At 58.9% G+C, this 16,962-nt stretch carries 13 protein-coding genes, 1 tRNA gene and 1 riboswitch; of the genes, 6 read left to right on the forward strand and 8 right to left on the reverse strand.

Going from position 1 to position 16,962, the window contains the following annotated elements; genetic code table 11:
- Positions 1-141: 141 nt before the first annotated feature.
- On the reverse strand, positions 142-987 hold the full coding sequence (locus tag VQ830_RS14470; RefSeq protein ID WP_438617945.1) for a glycosyltransferase family 2 protein: 846 nt from the start codon (positions 985-987) through the stop codon (positions 142-144).
- 790 nt (positions 988-1,777) lie between these two features.
- Here VQ830_RS14470 and VQ830_RS14475 point away from each other — a divergent pair.
- From VQ830_RS14475 to VQ830_RS14485, 3 genes are all read left to right on the forward strand, one after another.
- Positions 1,778-7,009 (forward strand): beta strand repeat-containing protein, encoded by a 5,232-nt coding sequence (locus tag VQ830_RS14475; protein ID WP_337268833.1) that lies wholly within the window; start codon positions 1,778-1,780, stop codon positions 7,007-7,009.
- A gap of 403 nt (positions 7,010-7,412) precedes the next feature.
- Positions 7,413-8,003, forward strand: coding sequence for a hypothetical protein (locus VQ830_RS14480; RefSeq protein WP_337268834.1), 591 nt, complete (start codon positions 7,413-7,415; stop codon positions 8,001-8,003).
- A gap of 236 nt (positions 8,004-8,239) precedes the next feature.
- Positions 8,240-8,737 carry a DinB family protein gene (locus tag VQ830_RS14485; RefSeq protein ID WP_337268835.1) on the forward strand — a complete coding sequence of 166 codons (498 nt, stop codon included), beginning with the start codon at positions 8,240-8,242 and terminating at the stop codon, positions 8,735-8,737.
- 376 nt (positions 8,738-9,113) lie between these two features.
- Here the strand turns inward: VQ830_RS14485 and ligD are convergent, their stop codons facing one another.
- The 3 genes from ligD to VQ830_RS14500 all read right to left on the reverse strand — a co-directional run bounded on the left by ligD (position 9,114) and on the right by VQ830_RS14500 (position 11,552).
- Complete coding sequence (ligD, locus tag VQ830_RS14490) at positions 9,114-10,172, reverse strand: non-homologous end-joining DNA ligase (protein WP_337268836.1); 1,059 nt, start codon at positions 10,170-10,172, stop codon at positions 9,114-9,116.
- A 140-nt stretch (positions 10,173-10,312) separates the two neighbouring features.
- The gene (locus VQ830_RS14495) at positions 10,313-10,630 is read right to left on the reverse strand and encodes a DMT family transporter (protein WP_337268837.1); all 318 of its coding nucleotides are present in this window, start codon (positions 10,628-10,630) and stop codon (positions 10,313-10,315) included.
- Between the two features lie 130 nt (positions 10,631-10,760).
- Positions 10,761-11,552, reverse strand: coding sequence for an AraC family transcriptional regulator (locus VQ830_RS14500; protein ID WP_438617955.1), 792 nt, complete (start codon positions 11,550-11,552; stop codon positions 10,761-10,763).
- Positions 11,553-11,816: 264 nt separating this feature from the next.
- Here VQ830_RS14500 and VQ830_RS14505 point away from each other — a divergent pair, with 264 nt between their 5' ends.
- Complete coding sequence (locus VQ830_RS14505) at positions 11,817-12,224, forward strand: DUF2000 family protein (RefSeq protein WP_337268839.1); 408 nt, start codon at positions 11,817-11,819, stop codon at positions 12,222-12,224.
- A 96-nt stretch (positions 12,225-12,320) separates the two neighbouring features.
- On the opposite strand, the gene VQ830_RS14510 is transcribed toward VQ830_RS14505, so the two are convergent.
- Entirely contained in the window at positions 12,321-12,689 is a 369-nt protein-coding gene (locus tag VQ830_RS14510; protein WP_337268840.1) for a cupin domain-containing protein, read from the reverse strand.
- A 253-nt stretch (positions 12,690-12,942) separates the two neighbouring features.
- Here VQ830_RS14510 and VQ830_RS14515 point away from each other — a divergent pair, with 253 nt between their 5' ends.
- Together VQ830_RS14515 and VQ830_RS14520 are read left to right on the forward strand one after the other, a co-directional pair.
- On the forward strand, positions 12,943-13,347 hold the full coding sequence (locus VQ830_RS14515; RefSeq protein ID WP_337268871.1) for a hypothetical protein: 405 nt from the start codon (positions 12,943-12,945) through the stop codon (positions 13,345-13,347).
- 393 nt (positions 13,348-13,740) lie between these two features.
- Positions 13,741-14,208, forward strand: coding sequence for a hypothetical protein (locus tag VQ830_RS14520; protein ID WP_337268841.1), 468 nt, complete (start codon positions 13,741-13,743; stop codon positions 14,206-14,208).
- A 179-nt stretch (positions 14,209-14,387) separates the two neighbouring features.
- On the opposite strand, the gene VQ830_RS14525 is transcribed toward VQ830_RS14520, so the two are convergent.
- The 3 genes from VQ830_RS14525 to mnmA form a co-directional block, all read right to left on the reverse strand.
- Positions 14,388-15,071: an energy-coupling factor ABC transporter permease gene (locus VQ830_RS14525; protein WP_337268842.1), complete on the reverse strand. Its 684-nt coding sequence runs from the start codon at positions 15,069-15,071 to the stop codon at positions 14,388-14,390.
- Between the two features lie 43 nt (positions 15,072-15,114).
- Positions 15,115-15,322: riboswitch (cobalamin riboswitch) on the reverse strand.
- 179 nt (positions 15,323-15,501) lie between these two features.
- Positions 15,502-15,578, reverse strand: a tRNA-Met gene (locus VQ830_RS14530).
- 112 nt (positions 15,579-15,690) lie between these two features.
- Positions 15,691-16,890, reverse strand: a complete 1,200-nt coding sequence (gene mnmA / locus VQ830_RS14535) for a tRNA 2-thiouridine(34) synthase MnmA (RefSeq protein ID WP_337268843.1) — start codon at positions 16,888-16,890, stop codon at positions 15,691-15,693.
- Positions 16,891-16,962 lie beyond the last annotated feature (72 nt).

A 16,962-nucleotide genomic window follows, 5' to 3' on the forward strand; every position in this document is an offset into this window, starting at 1 on the left:
GCCATTGCTTGGGCGAAGGGCTATAACGCAGTTACCGCTGGCAAGCCAGCCGGCTCGTTCCCCAAGCCAGGCGCATGAGACGATCATAGATCGCGAGGCTGGCGCTCGTTGCTCCATGCAGCGTCACAGGCACGATGGTTTCTAGATCTTTGGATTGGTCGCCGAACCTTGAGGGCCGGCCATATCCCGGTTCGGCATCCGGGCAAGACCGTGACGCTGATAAAGCTTCGCCTGCGTCAGGAATGCATAGACGCCGCCTGTCCCGGCCTCAATAAAGCCGGCTGCGCCACAGCGCCACAAGCCGTTGTGAAAATAAAGCCGCAGGAAATAAACAATTGGCGAAAAGACCAGCTTGGACAGCTTCGGTTTTTTGCCTTCCTGGAATTGCTGGTCGGCCTTCAGCGTCGAATATTTGTTTTCCTTGAGGATCTGCTCGTCCATTCTGAGCGGACGGTAGTGCAAGATGCTGCCCGTCTTCGTCTTCTCCACCCGGCCGGTCGGCACGATGCCCTCATGCACGGCCTGGGAAAGATCATAGGCGCCCTTGCCGCGGCGGATCAATCGCAGGTTTTGCCGCTCGCGCACCTTTTCTGGAACATAGCCATAGCCGATGAGATAGGGCCGGCGCGCGACCCGCCAGCCGACGATATCGTCCGGCGCGGCCAAAAGCTCTGGCAGCAAGGCGCGCAGAGCAGCATCGAGACGCTCATCCGCATCGATGTTGAAGCACCAGGGCTTTGTGCACTGGTCCAACGCGAATTGCTTCTGCCCGGCATAGCCGCGCCAAGGCTCTACGAAAAAACGGATTGGAAAGCCGCGCTGCTCGTACGACCGGACGATATCGACGGTCGCATCGGTGGAGCCGGAATCGACAATGACGATCTCGGCGCAGTCGGCGAGGCTTTCGATGCAATTGCCGATATATTCCTCCTCATTCAGGCAGATGATGAAGGCGGAAAGCTCAAGGGGACGCGGCGTAGTCATCATTTCCAGTTCCGGTTCAAGACCAGGCCACTGTTATGGAAAAAACCGCTTGGAAAAAAGCCCCTAGGTAGAAAGGCTGATGGATTGCACCTTTTGCCGGCAAACATCGACCAATCTTGGCACAAGCATCGGTAAATTCGGTTGGTGCATACAATTCAACTTTTCGTTATAACGACAAATTTACAGATTTGTGTCAGGTTTTACTCGGGAGGACACAGTAATGAGAAAAAGATTTGAAAGGTACATGCTCGGAGAATTACTTGCCATCATCGGTGGCTTGTCGATGGTTTCTCTTGTTTCCATCGGTTTTCTTATGAGCATCCACGTCAACTGAGTAAAGTTTTAACTGGTTAATACTTTATGAAGCAGGCTGTGTGCTGGGGAGCACATACCCGCTGGCAGAGCAAGATCAAGGCGATCAACAGCGGGGCGCGCAAAAGAGCCGTTGCCATGAGGGCATGAGCTCGTCGGGTACATAGCACCAAAGCCATGTATGCCCGGCACTCTAGGCCGGCACCCTATTCTTCGTTCTCTATAAAATCTGACCTTGCACATGAGCCGGTTTTTCCCGGCTGTCGCGCCTTATTTCACCAGCGCGGCGCAAGGCTCGCAGCATAAGAGCTGCTTTACTGCAGGGAATGCACTGAATGCACAGCCTGCGTCTCGGAGGGCCCTCGGGCCTGCAATCCACTGAGACCCTGCCAAATGGCGATGACAGGCCGCGTCGATTCCCGACGCATGCGGTTTGCAGGCGCACCCATTCAGCAATGGACAGCACCAGAGGATTTTGTTCATGACGTCGATCATTTCCACGCTTACGCCGACCCAGATCAGAGGGCTGACCACCACGTCGGTCGCCGCATGGTCGACGGATGACGTCAGCCAGTTGTCCAGTGCGCAACTGAAGGTGCTTTCAGCCGCGCAAATCGCCGCGCTCGATACCCAGGATGTGGCGACGCTCACCGCATCGCAGATCAGCTATATTATGCCGAGCAGCATGATCGGCCTCAGCGCCGATCAACTTTCGGTTCTGGCGACAGATAGAATTCAGGGCCTTTCGGCAGGCCAGATCGCAGCTTTCAAGCCAAGCCAGATCGGAGCACTCGATACGGCGCAAGTGAGCGCGCTGGGTTCTGGCCAGGTTGCCGCGCTGTCGGCCGGCCAGTTCGCTGCGCTCAGTTCAGACGATATTCTCACATTCACGTCGGACGAGATCTCGGTCATCATGCCAGCGGTCATTCCGCGTCTGTCGACCGATCTTCTCGCCGCCTTGACCACGGGCCAGGTTGCCGGCTTTACGACCAGCCAGATCGCCGCCTTGAAACCCAGCCAGGTTGCAGCTCTCAGCAGCACGCAGGTGGCGGCGCTGACGACAGCCGATATCGGTGCTTTGTCGGCGGCGCAGGTCAAGCAGCTGACGACAGACAGCATTGCCTCCCTCTCGACGGCGCAGATCGCGGCCTTTAACGCAAAAGCCGTTCCAGGCTTCAGCACCGCACAGGTCGCAGCGCTGTCCACCGATCAGGCCGAAGCGCTGACCACGAATATGGTCGCGGCTCTTTCACCGCTTCAGATCGCAGCGATGTCGAGCAGCAATATCGCAACGTTCTCGACGGATGATATTGCCGCCTTGACACCGTTGGCTGTCACGGGTCTGTCCACAACCAGCCTTGCTGCACTGTCCAGCAACCAGATCACGGCGTTGAAGACCAGCCAGATCGCCAGCCTGAAGGTCAGCCAGACGGCAAGCCTGACAAGCAGCCAGCTTGCCTCCTTGACGACGGCGCAGGTCTCAACCTTGAGCGGCATCCAGCTGAAGGCCATTTCCACAGACAATCTGGCGGCCCTGTCCACCGATCAGGTTGCAGCGATCAACGCGAGAAGCATTTCGTTCCTGACATCGACGCAAATCGATGCCTTCAGCACGGATCAGGTCGCGGCGCTCGGCTCGGCTCAGATTGCGGCGCTGACATCTCCCCAGATCCTCGCGATGAGCAGCGACGATCTCGCGGCATTCTCCACAAGTGAGATGGCTGCGATCAACACCATCGCCGTATCCAACATCTCGACGGCGACCCTTGCTGCGCTCCCAACCGACCATATTGCCGCTCTCAAGACGACCCAGATCGCGGCACTGCGGCCCAACCAGATTGGGGCGCTGAGCACCGATCAGATCGCTACTCTTTCGACGCAACAGACTGCAGCCCTCAATGCCTCGCAGCTGAAGGCGCTGAACCTTTCGCAAGTCCCGGCACTCAGCACGGACCAGATCGCCGCCATCAGCACACGCGCAGTGTCCGGCCTGACGTCCAGCCAGCTCGCCGCGCTTTCGACGGATCAAGCCGCGGCCCTGACGCCAGCCATGATCGGCGCTATGAACTGGCTGCAGATCGGGGCTCTCAGCTCCGCTGACATTGCAACTTTTTCGACCGATGAAATCGCCGCCATCAATCTCTCGGCCCTGCCGGGCCTCAGCACCGCCGCATTGGCTGGGCTGAGTTCCGACCAGATCGCAGCGCTGAAGACCAGCCAGATCGCGACGCTCAAAAATACCCAGATCAGCGCTTTGAGCTCTTCGCAGGTTTCAACCCTGACGACCGCGCAGATGGCAATGCTGAATGCCACCCAGATCAAGGCACTGACGACGGACGGCCTGGCTGCGCTCTCACAAGATCAGGTCAGCGCCATCAGTTCCAGAACGATCTCCGGCCTCAGCTCGGCGCAAATCGCCGCGTTTTCGTCGGATCAGATCGACGCGCTCACCTCATCGCAAGTGCGAGCCCTCAGCGCCACGCAGCTTGCGGGCATGAGCACGTTGGATATCGCCACCTTCACGCCGGATGAGATCGCTGCCCTGTCGCCGACCGCCTTGACCGGATTGACGACCAACGCCATCGGAGCGCTTGATTACGTTCAGGTGGCCGCATTGACGACAGCGCAGTTGGCCGTCTTGAAGACGGCGCAGATCGCCACGCTCAGTTCCGACCAGCTCTCAGCCCTCGGCACCCAGCAGATCGCCACCTTAAACGCGTCTCAGCTTTCGAGCCTGTCGACCGCAAACATCGCAAGCCTTTCCGCCATGCAGGTGGCCGCGTTGAATGTCAGGGTCATCTCGGCCATCACGACGAGCCAGATCAGCGCGCTTAGCTCCGATCAGCTGTCTGTCATGACGACGGCGCAAATTGGTGCTTTGTCGGCCGGGCAGGTAAGCACGCTTTCGACAGGCAACCTGAACGCCCTGTCGCCGGATCAGATTGCGGCGCTGACGGTCAAGGCGGTTGCAAGCCTTTCGACCGCGCAGATCGGCGCCTTGTCTGACTATCAGGTCACGGCCCTCAATTCAGCCCAGATCGCCAGCCTTCGGTCCAATCAGATTGCGGCTCTCAGCTCCGCCGATATTGCGGGATTTTTGACGGGCGAGATCGCCGCCATTACCCCTGGCGCCGTAACTGGACTCACCACCGACGTTCTTGTTTCGCTGAGCGCTGAACAGGTCGGGGCGCTCAAGGCATCGCAGATTGCCGCCATGAGCAGCGCTCAGATCGGTGCGTTTGGAGCCGACAGTCTGGCAAGCCTCGGCACGGCACAGGTCGCAGCCTTGAACGCCAACCAGGTGACGGCTCTGTCGACCGACAAGATCGCCGCTCTGACGCTCGATCAGGTCGGCTCGTTGCAAGCCAAGACAGTCGCAGCAATGTCGAGCGACCAGATCGCTGCCTTGACGCCGGACCAGTCAGCGGCACTGAACGCGACCATGATCGCCACGTTGAATTCGTCGCAGATCAGCGCCTTCAGCTCCGCCGATCTTGCTGGCTTCACCACAGGCGAGATTAGCGCAATCAAGCCCGCTGCACTTGCCGGCCTATCGACGGGTATTATTTCTTCTCTCAATCAGTCCGCTCTGGCAGCTCTGACAGCCGGCCAGCTGGCGGCCCTCCAGTCTTCCCAGCTGCAGGCGCTCAGCACGGATCAGCTGGCGGGTCTGACGACCCAGCAGCTCGCATCGCTGAGTCCCGCACAGTTTTCAAACCTGACATCGGGCCAGGTCGCAAGCCTCTCGGGCGATGCGATCGGCGCGCTCTCGCCGAGAACTTTGGCGGGACTGACATCGACGCAGATCGCTTCGCTGACCACCAACCAGATCAGCGGCTTATCAACCGCACAGGTTGCGGGCCTTGGTTCGCTGCAGGTCGGAGCGCTCACTTCGGCCGACGTTGCAATCCTCACAACGGATCAACTTGCGGCCATCAGTGCGGCAGGTATCTCGGCGCTGACCACCGATAAGCTGGCCGTCATTTCCAACGACGGCATTGCCGCCTTGACGTCCGGTCAGGTCGGCAGCTTCAGCTCCAGCCAGCTGCAGGCTTTGACCACCAGCCAGTTCGCGGCGCTGACATCGAGCCAGTTCGCTGCGATGAACGCAACACAGGTTGCAAGCTTCAGCACGGCACAAATCGCCAGCCTGACGAGCGACGAGATCAACGCTCTGAACGCCAGAGCCTTCCCCGGTCTGACGACGACCCAGATCGGCGCGCTGTCGACCGGCCAGGTTGCAAGCCTTTCCGTATCGCAGGTTGCGAGCCTCGGATCGGCGCAGATTGGCGCTCTGACAAGCGCTGATTTCGGTGCGCTGTCGACCGACCAGATCGCGGCGATCAGCGCTTCTGGCATTGGCGGGCTGAGCACCGACCAGATTGCCGGCATAACGACCGACAACATCGCCGTTCTGAAGCCGGCGCAGGTCGCTGCTCTGCAAGCGAGCCAGCTGCAGGCCCTAAGCTCAAACCAGATCGGCGCGCTGACGACAGCGCAAACCGGTGCGCTGACGGCATCACAGATCGCAGGTCTTGGCACGGCGCAAATTGCAAGCCTTTCCACCGATCAGATCGCGAGCCTTTCGAGATCCGGCGTATCAGGGCTGAACAGCAATCAGTTGAGCGCACTCTCCAGCGATCAGCTGGCCGCGCTAACGCCGACCCAAATCTCCGGTCTTGGCTCCGATCAGATCGCAGCCCTCAGCTCGTCCGTTCTTGCTGGACTATCGAGCAACGATATCGCAGCGATTTCGATAGCGGCTCTGCCTGGGCTGACATCGGCCAATATTTCAGGGCTCAGCACCGACGTTCTGACTGCCCTGAGCTTGTCGCAAATTGCCAATCTGAGCTCCTCGCAGCTTGGCGCGCTGAGTACGGACCAGCTATCCAATCTATCGACAGCGCAGGTATCGGCTATCAGCTCCGGTGCTGTGGCGGGCCTGTCGACAGCGGCCATAGGCGCGCTTGGCGACGACCAGCTTGCGGCGCTCTCCACGTCGGCAATAACTGGCCTCAGTGCGACGCAGATCGCAAGCATGTCCTCGGCCCAGTTTGACCTTCTGACGACGGCTCAGCTCGGCGCCATGAGCGCCGCGCAGATCGGCGGCCTGACATCAGCGGATCTGGCAATCCTGTCGACGAGCGACCTTGCGGCTATCCAGCCGACAGCGCTCACAGGCATCTCGACAACGAACTTTGCTTCGCTAACCACCGATCAGCTCGCCGGCCTGTCGACAGCACAGTTTTCCGCACTTTCGTTCGGGCAACTGCGCGCACTCAACTCAGCACAAATCGGCCAGCTGACAACGGCACAGATCGGATCGCTGAATGCGGTTCAAATCGGGGCCTTCGGTTCAGCCAGCATCAGCGGCTTGACGACATCCCAGGTTGCGGCAATCGCACCGCGTTCGCTAATGGGCCTCAGCGGTGCGCAAATCGGTGCAATGACAACCGATCAGGCGCAAGCTCTGACATCCGCGCAGGTAGCCAACCTCAGCGCAGACCAGGTCTCGGCCTTGACGACCTCGGACCTTGCCGTCTTCTCGCTTGACGATATCGCCTCGATCTCGACCTCTGCGATCGCCGGTCTATCGACAAACGATATTCAGAACCTGTCCAGCGACCAGCGCGGCGCGATAACGCAGACGCAGATCAATGCGATGACCAACGATCAGGTCAGAACATTGGTCGCCGCCTACAGCTCCTACTGATCGATCCCTGCCGCGCTCGCAAATGAAAATGGTGAGCGCGGCAGACCGTCCTNGCGCGGCGCGATAACGCAGACGCAGATCAATGCGATGACCAACGATCAGGTCAGAACATTGGTCGCCGCCTACAGCTCCTACTGATCGATCCCTGCCGCGCTCGCAAATGAAAATGGTGAGCGCGGCAGACCGTCCTTTGGATCAGTCGCTGCAAATCTGTGCGGTGGATGACAAGCCGGCGGCAAGATACTCGACTTTAACGCGAAAACACGCAACACTTAAACCTTCCTCGCTCGGATGCCATGCATTCGGCAAATGAAAATCAGGACGTCAAACGACAGCGGCGGTATCGAGGCCCTTAAGGGGATGCGGTCGCTGTCATGGGTCCAAAGGCATCGGGGATCGAGCCATGAAAACTCAGGTTCTTGCAGCAGCGCTCCTTTGCTCGCTCATGGCAGTATCGCCGCTATCGGCACAGCAACCGCTTCACTGGAAAGCCATCAATGGCTGGGAAGTGGGAATGGAACCGGCCACCGGCAACGGCTGCTTCATAGAGAGCGGCTATGAGGACGGCACGCATTTGCGTCTCGGCTTCGATTTTACCGACAAGCAGACCCTCATCTATCTTTCGCTTGGGAACGCAAAGTGGAAATCGCTGGAGGCCGGCAAGGACTATCCTCTCGAATTCCAATTTGACGACAACCCAGCCTGGAAGGCGACGGCCGCCGCGGCGGAGCGGGACAACGTCAAGTTTCTGGTCGTCACAACCACGGATTCGAATTTCGCCATCGACTTCAGCCGCAAGCTCGGCATGCGCGTGACATTCATGGGACGCAGCATTGCCGCCCTGAAATTGAAAAGCTCCTCCGAAGCGGTGAGAGAGATGCTGGACTGCCAGGACGCGGTGAGGAAATATGCTTCCAAACCGGCACCTGAAACCCCGCCCACCCCATCCGAACCCCAACGCCGCAACAGCGCCTCCGACCCCTTCGAGCTATAACGGGCTGCAACGCGCCTGCTTTGAAATACGCATTAGCGATGTCTTGATCAGCGATGTCTTGATCCACGTCGCGGCGAGTGCGACAGTCCGGTGAGCCAGCGAGGTCCTCATCTTTTGGGAATCTGATGCATGCGTTCGACGCGTGTGCGAGACCCTTCCGCATTCGCGCGCAGGCGTCACACGCAAACAAGCCGCCAAGCTTCTTCCGATCACTTCACCGTTTTGAGGATGAGAAAATGATCTCGCCTGAATACTGTCGTCTTATGTCTCGATACAACAGTTGGCAGAACAAATCTCTGGTGACGGCTGCCGATGATCTTACAGACCAGGAACGGTGGAAGGATCGTGGCGCGTTCTTCCGATCGATCGCAGCCACCTTCAATCATCTTTACTGGGCGGATGGCTTGATCCTGGCGCGACTGAAGGGAAATGAACGCCCCCATGAAACGATCAAACACTCGCTCACGAGCCCATCTAATTGGCATGATTTCAAGGCCCTGCGTGCAAACAGAAACGATGAGATCGAGGATTGGTCCTTGAATTTGCGGGGCGCTGACCTCGGCGGAGCAATATCCTGGTATGCCGCCGATGGTTACACGCGGATCGAAAAGCCCAAAAGCCTCTGCGCCATGCAACTCTTTAACCACCAGACGCATCACAGGGGCCAGATCCACGCTATGCTGACGGCAGCAGGCGCAAAGCCCGATCCAACGGACCTCGATCTTCTGGCATAGCGTAATCTGCGAGAATACCGCCATACCGAGCAGGGCCTTTGCCTGCTCAGTATGCCTTGTGATCATTTTGGCTGTTTTCAAGCTCGGTGCGGATCATGCAGATGGATTTGAGGCCGATGCCCTTGAGAGCAAGCAACTGCTGTCGCTCAGGCCTTCAAGACGGCTGAGACGGCGCACGCCGTTGTTGCGCAGAACTTTGATCAGCCAAGGTGGTAACGCGCTTTGAATGACGAGATCGCTTCGTTTCTTGGGGTGAGCCTCGACGGACATGCTGAAGAATCCCGGTTGTGATGCCGCGCGTCAAACCGGCACGCATAGCCGCGGTTCCTTGCAAGGAAAGATTTCACGGCAGGTCGCTTGCCGCGGAGCCGGAGCTTCAGCGCGCAGGATCAGCGTCGAAGCGATAGACTTCGGCATTGTCTTGAATATCGCGCAGGCCCTTATAGGACGCGTGCCTCAGCTTCTCGTCGTCAGTCCAGGCGCGATATTCGATCTCCGCGATCAGCGTCGGCTCCAGCCAAACCACATGTTTTTGCCGACCGTCATAGACGACAGGCGGTCTCTTGGTGACGAGCCGGTCCATCATTTTCTTCAGGGCGCGCGCCTCATCTTCGCCGAAGCCTGTCCCGCAAGCGCCGACATGCACGATCTCATCGTCCTGATAAGCACCCAGCAGCAAAGAGCCGACACCGCCGCGGGCAACGGCCGATGGCTCGTAGCCGACGATGAAGAAACTGTCGCTGGCAATGCATTTGACCTTGATCCAGTCGCCAGTCCGCCCGGATCGATACGGCGCATTGCGGTCCTTGGCGATAATGCCTTCCAGGCCGTGCTGACGGGCCGTTTCCAAAAGCGTCTCGCCATCGGTTTCGAAGCTTTCCGAAAGGCGGATGATCCCGCTTTCGCCGGGCGGCACGACGCCTTCGAGCAGCTGGCGACGACCTGTAAGACCGAGTGAACGAAGGTCGAAGCCGTCGAGATAAAGAAGATCGAAAACGATAAAGAGCGCTTCACCGGCGGCCTTCTTACCGCCGCGCCCGCCAAGCGCCTTTTGCAGCAGGCCGAAATCCGAGCGGCCAGCCTCGTCGAGCACCACCGCTTCGCCATCGAAGATCGCCGTGGCCACCCCAAGATTTTCGACCGCTTCGACGATGCCGGGAAAGCGATGCGTCCAGTCATGACCGCCGCGCGTCAAAACGCGAACGCCTGCCAGCTCTTTATGAATAGCGAGCCGATAGCCGTCCCACTTGATTTCATAGGCCCATTTTTCGCCTTGTGGCGGACGATCGCGCAGCTGTGCCAGGCACGGCGCGATGCGATCGGGCAGCGGATCGAGCGGCAAATTGGGCTGCTCTTTGTCACGCTGACGCCGTCCGCGCGAGCGCAGCACCTTGTCGTCGCCCAGAAGCGTCTTTGTCCGAGGTGGTTTGACCATGCCGGCCATTGCAGCAGGCAAAGCTTAACAACTCATGCATGAAGCGCGAAAGCGGAGCGGATCACCTGGAGCATCGGCGTGGAAAACGGGAAATTCGCGACGCCATCGCTAAGAAGATCGCGACGCACAGCCGACAGGCATTAAGGCGTAGCGAGCTTCATCAAGACGAGACCCGACAGGATGAGGCCGCCGGCGGCAAGGCGCATTGGATTGGCAGGCTCGCCAAGCAGGACGATACCGATCAGGAACGAGCCGAGCGCGCCAATACCGGTCCAGATCGTATAGGCGGTGCCAAGCGGCAGGATGCGCATGGCAAGGGCCAGAAGCCAGAAGCTCCCAAGCATGGCACTGACCGTGATCGCCGAAGGCCAGAGCCGCGAAAAGCCCTCGGATTGCTTCATGAAGAATGCCCAGACAATTTCCAGCAGACCAGCGCAGATGAGTAAAAACCAGGCCACAGAGCCCTCCTTTCGAAAGGCCGGGCCGTCCCGGTCAGCTATACCCAGATGGGAAGAGGGCGTTGCCTCTTACATCTCGATTTAGAGACTGCGCATACGAAATTCAAGCAAAGGGCAAGATCTGCCGCAGTTACACCGCGACGCCGGCAAGCCGGCGCCAATGACCGGGCGTTATGCCAAAGGCCTTTTTGAAGTGACGCGTGAAATGCGCCTGATCGGCAAAGCCGGAGTGGACGGCAATGCCAGCAAGCGGCTCCTCGCCCAACAGCAAGGTCTTGGCATAGTCGAGACGGCGCAACACCACATAATGGTGTGGGCTGGTTCCAAAAACACGGCGAAACTGGCGCGCGATCGTATAGCGGTCGAAGCCGGTGATGGCCTCAAGTTCCTGCGAGGAAACGCTGCGGTGGAGATGATCGCGTAGATAGTCGCGACATCGAAAGACTGCCTCGCGCGCAACAGCGCTCATGCGAGCACCACCTGCCGCATCCGCATGCTGCCAAAGACTAGCGGCAATCCGGGCAATCAAATCGTCGAGCGCCAGATCGGCGGGTTCGCCTTCCAGGTCGATCAGAGCTTCGGCAAGGCAAAGACGAAAAGCCTCATCCCTGATGACAGGGGCAGGCACGAAAGGCAGCCGGTCGCTGCCATCAGATGCTTCGATCAGCCGCTCCGGCGGCAGGTAAAGCATGCGATAGGAGAGGCCCTGTTCGTCACCGGCCGCGCCATCATGCAATTCGTCGGGATGCAGAATGATGATGTCGCCGGGCGTGCCGGCGCGCGAGGCACCGCGATAGCGAAAGGTTTGCACTCCGGAAAGCGTCAGGCCTAAGCCGTAGGTGTCGTGGCGATGCGGCTCGTACATCACACCATGAAAGCGCATCTCGATCCGCTCGATGCCGCGCACGACCGGCGCCTGCACAAGGCTTTCGGAAGGACCGAGCAGCCCGCACGAACGTTCAATACCGCTTCCGCCTGCGGCGGCTAGATGTTGACCGACTTGGTCCGGACCATCCGGCTGGTGCGATTTCGAAGCAAGGCTGCGCTGAGACATCAGGGACATCTTGTAGAGATAGGCGTTGCAAGCTGCAGCGACAACTGCGGGACACATATGGTTCCGAGCCGCACCAGTCTGATCCGCTCCGAGCCAGTTTTCGACCTTATTTCCTGAACGGAGCTTTTCTTCATGTTCGATACCAAGATTGCCATCGTGCTGCGCAACGATCTTCTTGCTTGGCAGGCATTGAATGTCACTGCGTTCCTGACGAGCGGCATCGTGGCGGCGAATCCGACGATCACTGGCGAAGCCTATCGCGACGCTAGCGGCAATTCCTATCATCCGATGGCCATACAGCCAATGGTGGTGCTGGCCGCAGACCAGGAAACTCTGCGCACCATCAACCGCCGCTGCCTGGAACGCAGCGTTGAAGCCTCCGCCTATGTGGAGGAAATGTTTTCAACCGGCCACGATGCGGCCAATCGTGAGGCCTTCGCCCAATTCTCCCCCGATGACATGAAGCTTGTCGGCCTCGCACTGTGGGCTGAAAAGAAGATTGTCGACAAGATCCTCAAGGGCGCCAAGATGCATCCTTAGCGCTATAAGCTGCGAAATGACCGGCAATGCACACCAGGACCGGGCGGCGGAGACCTATTCTCCTTCGCCGCTCAGCCGGCAACCCGCGGGTGCGCATCAGCGAAGCTGGCTCTCGATCGACTTCGTCCTCGACGTGACGACATCGCCGGTATGCCTCGTCGTGACGGTTTCGATCAGCACGATCCAGCATTCCTCGTCCGCCACCGGATTGTGCATCGTGCCGCGGGGCACCACGCAAAAGTCGCCTTCGTTCAGAACCGTCTCCACGTCGCCCTCAAACTGAATAACGAGCCGGCCTTTCACGACATGGAACATCTCGTCCTCATCGTCATGCTTATGCCAGGCGATCTGACCTTTCACCTTGGCCAGCTTTACGAACTGATCGTTGACCTGCCCGATCACCTTGGGCGACCAGTGATCGGCGACCGCCTGAAAAGCTTGCAGAAAATTGATCGCGCGTATCATGCGTCCCGTATCTCCATTTCGAACAAAGCGCTGATTTAGACGAGCTTTTCGACGGTGGATTGAACGTTCGTGCATCGTCTTAACACGACTGCACGTAGCCTTGCGCACCAGCAATTCTTCGCATGATCGTGCGAGTTGAATGTGACCCGGACATAAGCAATAAGATCGCTTGAAACGAGGCCGGGACGCACCGGCTTTTCGCAAATGACGGGAGCAGGCACGATCCATGACACTTCGCAGAATTCTGTCCCTTATGACCGGTCTCACCATCTTGATGAGCTGGCCCTTGATGCAGACTGCCAGCGCGCAATCAAGCGTTACTGCGGTTCAGTCCGATCGTCTGATCGACCACTACCGCGCCTATATCGGCCCGGCCGATCTCGTCAATTCGAACGGCGTGCGCCTCACGCAGCCCTGGCAGGTCATTCGGCAGGACCGCGCCAACTTTTATCAGTATAAGGTCCGCGACCGCGGCGATGAGCCGGATACCTTCTTTTCCGACGTAAAGAACAGACAGGCTCTGGAGGCCATGCTCAGCAACGGCCATATGACCGCCGAGGCGGCAAACATGATCATGCGCGGCGATGTTTGGGTAGACGTGGCCATCTATGGCCGGGGAGACACCGGCACCTGGATCGACGTGAAGGTCTCCGACTGATTGCCACCCAAAAATATTTGCCGCCGAAGCAAAGCAGCTTTGGCGGCGGAGCGTGCGGCAAAGACAAAAAGATAAAGTTGCCGCAGACCGTCAAAGGACGATGAAGCAAAGCAAGGCCGCTGTTGCCGTTCAAGATGGTATTGGACCCAAGTCTTCAGGCTTATCGACAGCAAGACCTGTCATCGGAGAGTGGATCTGTCTTGGAAGGCCCTGGCGACATCCAGATTCTATTTTGACCCAAGAGCTTGACTCTTCGCCGCAACAAGAACATTTCATGAACATCATAGATGTTGTTGCGATCGAGTCTCGCTTGTCGAGCAAGCGCAAGGGCATCGATGCTGGCGTGGCCTAAGGAACGCGCTGCGCTGTAAAGACTGCTCAAGGCCGGACTGGATGAAACAGGCGTACACACTCTCCGACTACATCGGCAAGATGGTGAAGCTCTATTGCGACGATTGCGGTCGAAAATACGAAAATTCAGGTTCGGCCATGTTCAACAAATATGGCGATGCAAACATGCCGCATCTGCGAAAGGTCATCGCCAAGGAAATGGAATGTGACGTGGTGGTGAAGGAGACCTTCTATCGCCAGTGCAGGATGACCTACGATATCTCGGAAAACGGTCCCCTTGCCATTTCCGACCCCACCTACACGCTCGATACGCTGATCGGCAATATTCCCGACTATGTGCTGCTGACGGCAAAATGCCTGACCTGCGAGAAGATGCAGCGACTCGACCGCTGGGAAATCCAGCGCCGGCTTGGCCAGCACACCAAGCTACGCGCCATCATGATGAGGCTGAAATGCAGCCAATGCCACCACAAAGGGCCTCGTCTTTTGTTCAGCAAGATGGAGCGATGAGGCCAAAGCGCCGGCTTCCAGGTGTCGACGGAACCTCACGTCACGGCACACGCGGTTCTCCATCAGATCCCGGTAAACGAGGATCGCCGAGACAGCATCGACAGAGATCGAATGCCGATCCGATACGATCAGATCGGCACCCTGAAGGGCGTACGACACGCCAATAACGTAGAGCGCGTTTATACGAGCGCGCTGTGCAAGCGAGCACTGAACAGCGAAGAACGGCTGAGCCGCCGCAAGGCCTTGGCTGCAGCGAGAACGGCAAGATCGATCAGAGGCTCGAGCAGGATGACGCTCATATAGGCAATGCCGAAGGTACCGATGCTGGCGAGGTTCGCGACCGTAAAGCCGTGACCATACAGCGCCCAGAAGGCAACCCAGGCAACGATTCCACCTTGATAGGCGGTCGAAAGCGCCAAGGCCTGACTATATGTCAGCTCCACATAGGGCGTATCTTTTGCCACAATTTTCCTGGCGAGAAGATGAATGCCCCATAGCGGAACGAGCAGCGTCGTGACGTTCATGCCATATTGCGGCAGGTCGAACGGCGCAAAGAACAGCCCCTGGATCAGCAAGCCGGCAGCAAGCCCAATCGCCGCGGCGCCGGAACCGAAGAGAAGAAGCAAGGTCGATCCCAGGATGAGATGCACCTCGGAAACGCCCACCGGATGATGCGGCAGAACCTCGAAGAAGCAAAAGACCAGGGCAGTGGTCGCCAGGCTGCGAAGCGCCAGGATGGCAGCGCCCCCGTCCCGGCGGATGTCCCCCGCCGCCATTTTTGCGGTGAGGCCGAAGCCAACCGCTGCCGTTGCGTAGCTCAACAGGATTTTAGCGCCGTCAACGACGCCAGGTTCGATATGCATATTGTCTCCTTCCGCGCCCACCGCGCGGTGCAGATAAGGTTGAGGCACAATGCCGGGATGGCAGGTCTCCTGGCTCGCAGGTCGTTGCTCAATCCGCCTTATCAGCTCATCGCCAATGGCATTCGGACGTCGCTCGCCGCTCACAGTTGCGGGGGCAGCCACGGTTTCGGCCCCTGATGGGTAATCCTCACCGTATTCCCTTTTCATCCGCCCTTCTCTCGTCAGACGGAACCATCAAAGACAGGTGTAACGAGGATCTTGAGAGGTGACAATCTTTAAGACACCTGGGTCCGGTGAAGCCAGTGGACAAAGAACGCCTTGAGCATCGAGCGCTCATTTCCAAGACGCGAAGGTGCACGTCCCCCGCCGCACGAAAGCGGGTAAAACAACAGATAGAATCGTCGTATTTATCTGAAAAACTTGAAGAAAATGGTAGCGGAGGAGGGATTTGAACCCCCGACACAAGGATTATGATTCCTCTGCTCTGACCTACTGAGCTACTCCGCCACGGAGTTGCGCGCCGTGTCCGGCCCGCGAGTGAGCGGCTTATAAGGCGGGGTTTGCCTGGCTGTCAAGCACGCAGGCCGGAATTTTTACCCCGAGAGCCGGCCGATCTGTCTCAGGCCGCGACGGGCGCGGCCAGCAATGTCTTCAGCGCTTCTTCTGCCGCGGGGTCACGCTCGGAACGGTCGATGAAACCGCCGCCATAAACACGGGCGTCATCGCCCGGTGCCGAATAAAGAACGCAGGCCTGACCGGGAGCAACCCCGGCTTCTCCTACCGAAAGATCAACATAAATGCCGGTTTCGTCGGCGTGAAGCACGGCAGGTGCCGGCGCGCGCGTAGAGCGGACCTTGGCAAAGCATTCGAAGCCCTTGCCGCGAGCGGCCTCATCAAGCGCTTCATCCCCCAGCCAGTTGACGTCGCGCAGATAAACGCGGTGTGTTTCCAGCGCTTCCTTGGGGCCGACAATGACACGGCGTGAGCGCGCATCGAGATAGACCACATAGAGAGGCTCGCCGGTGGCAATGCCGATGCCGCGGCGCTGGCCGATCGTGTAATGCAGGATGCCGTCATGACGTCCGAGAACCCGGCCGTCGAGATGGACGATCTCGCCTTCCAGCGCAGCATTGGGCTTCAGCTTGGCGATGACATCCGAATAGCGCCCCTGCGGCACGAAACAGATATCCTGGCTGTCGGCCTTCTGCGCTACGACGAGACCCATTTCCTCGGCAAGGCGGCGCGTTTCGGCCTTGGGCAGATGGCCGAGCGGAAAGCGCAGATAGTCGATCTGCTCCTGCGTGGTAGCAAAGAGGAAGTAGCTCTGGTCGCGCTCGGCATCGGCCGGGCGGTAGAGCGCGCGCCGGTTCGGCTTGCCGGGGGCGGGATTGGGGCGCGAGCGGATATAGTGACCGGTCGCCAGCGCATCGGCGCCCAGTTCCTGCGCCGTCGCCAGAAGATCGGCGAACTTGACGGTCTGGTTGCAGGCGACGCAGGGGATCGGCGTTTCACCGGCCACATAGCTTTCCATGAATGGATTGATCACCGTTTCGCGGAAACGGCTTTCATAATCCAGCACGTAATGGGGAATGCCGAGCGTTTCGCAAACGCGGCGGGCATCGTCGATATCCTGACCTGCACAGCACGAGCCGGCGCGGTGGACCGCCGCACCATGATCGTAAAGCTGCAGCGTGATCCCGAGAACGTCATAGCCCTCGCGCTTCAAGATGCCGGCGACGACGGAACTGTCGACACCGCCCGACATGGCGACGACGACGCGCGTATCTTCCGGCCTCTTGTCAAAATCCAGTGTATTCACGGGGCGCTCTTTCGGGCTCTCGCCGCCTGAATGCCATCGGCCTCATCTGCGGCGTATCATTTGAAGGAACGG

The sequence above is a fragment of the Oryzifoliimicrobium ureilyticum genome (assembly GCF_037199735.1).
GTDB lineage: Bacteria > Pseudomonadota > Alphaproteobacteria > Rhizobiales > Rhizobiaceae > Rhizobium > Rhizobium ureilyticus.